1 protein-coding gene and 2 pseudogenes are annotated in these 1,507 nt (G+C 69.6%); 2 read left to right on the top strand and 1 reads right to left on the bottom strand.

The window, feature by feature from the left end:
- Positions 1-49: 49 nt before the first annotated feature.
- Together RM812_RS43470 and RM812_RS41620 are read left to right on the top strand one after the other, a co-directional pair.
- Positions 50-223, top strand: a pseudogene (locus RM812_RS43470) (helix-turn-helix domain-containing protein); the annotation flags it as partial.
- Positions 224-884: 661 nt separating this feature from the next.
- The gene (locus RM812_RS41620) at positions 885-1,283 is read left to right on the top strand and encodes a peptidase inhibitor family I36 protein (RefSeq protein WP_311586144.1); all 399 of its coding nucleotides are present in this window, start codon (positions 885-887) and stop codon (positions 1,281-1,283) included.
- 80 nt (positions 1,284-1,363) lie between these two features.
- Here RM812_RS41620 and RM812_RS41625 read toward each other — a convergent pair.
- Positions 1,364-1,507: pseudogene (locus RM812_RS41625) on the bottom strand (HNH endonuclease); the annotation flags it as partial.

Genomic DNA, 1,507 nt, shown 5'->3' on the forward strand with positions numbered 1-1,507 from the left:
CGGGCTTGAGTTCTAGCGGTCGTCGCAACACCCCAGCTCAAGGGGTGCGATGGACTTCGAGATCCGCAAGGACAGACGTGGTGGGGGCGGCCGTCGGCTGCTGCGTGAGCGGGAGGTATATCTCCAGCTCATGCAGCAGGGCTATAGCAGCAGAGAGGCGTCCGGGATCGTCGGCATCAACTTGCGGACGGGCAAGCGGTGGCGCAACGGCTGGCACCACCCGCACCCTGCCCGGCACGTAGACCACGCGGCTGCCCTGACCGGCCGGAGCGGATACAGCGGTGCTCCCTCATGCCCCGCCGGCAGAGTGCCGCGCTCCGACCATGCGAAGGAAGGCGCTCGCCATCACTTCCCAGCCGTCCGCATCGGCGGGCCAACGGCCCTCCAGGCCCCGGCGAGATGGGCCACTGTTCAGCGAGCGACTGCCCAACGAGCCTCGGTGGAGGCGGACGGTGCTGGAGCAGTTGGCGCACACGTGGTAGTCCTGGCCGCCGACGCGGCGGGTGCCGCGGCCCTGGCCGGCTACCCGCGCCCAGCGGGGCCGCGGATATGAAGACGTCCCGTGCCTGCCGTGGCAGGTACGGGACGTGTGTGGAGCGCCGGGCAGGCCTTGCACCTGCATTTCCCCGCAGGAAGCGGGACGTCTTTCCTTAGACGACCAACGCACGGAGTACAGCCGCCGCAGCGACCGCCTCACAAGATCAACTATAGGGCAGTGGCGCCGGCCATGCACACCCGGGGCTGGCCCGGCGCGATCCTCACCGCGCTGTCGGCGGCCTCTCGCGTCCGTGGCTGAACCGTGCGGCGCAGCGGGTTCCTCCGCTGGAGTGAACCGGCAGGCAAAGCCGCCCGGCCACCGCCCTGCAGCCCGTATGGGTAGTGCTGTGATCAAGAACCTGATGTGTGGCGCGGCCTTCGCCGCCCTGACCATCCTCCCGCTGGCCGCCCCGGCCTCCGCCTCCCCCGAGCCCAGCACACAGCGGGCCGCGATCGACTGCCCGTCCGGCTATGTGTGCATCTATCCCGAGATCAATTTCGGTGGGCAGCCCTGGGTGAGGCGGGCCTCGGACGGCAGCGTGAAGGACCTGCCCTCCGCGATCCGTGACCACGGCAGCTCGATCCGCAACAACAGTGATCGCACGGCCCGCGTCTACGAGAAGCGCAACCACAGTGGCCGGTGGGTGTGCGTCACCCGCAGCGGCGGCTCCATCCACGACCTGCGCGGCTACAACCTCAACGACCAGACCCGCTCCCTGAAAATCAACCGCAACGACTGCGGCTGACCCACCCGCACCAGACCACAACAGACCACAGTCCCGTCCCCGCCGCCTCGAGGCGGCGGGGACGGGACTGCACAGGCCGGTTACGCGGCCGACTCGTACGTCACACTCTGGTCCGAACACCCGGCCGCCACCTCACGCAGGGCCGCCACCTCCGTCTCATCGGCCGCCAGGCTCCAGCGCAGCTTCGTGCCCACCCACTCCGCGACGTACCGGCAGTGCACCTC

Source organism: Streptomyces lancefieldiae (assembly GCF_031845825.1).
In the GTDB taxonomy this organism is placed as follows: Bacteria; Actinomycetota; Actinomycetes; order Streptomycetales; family Streptomycetaceae; genus Streptomyces; species Streptomyces lancefieldiae.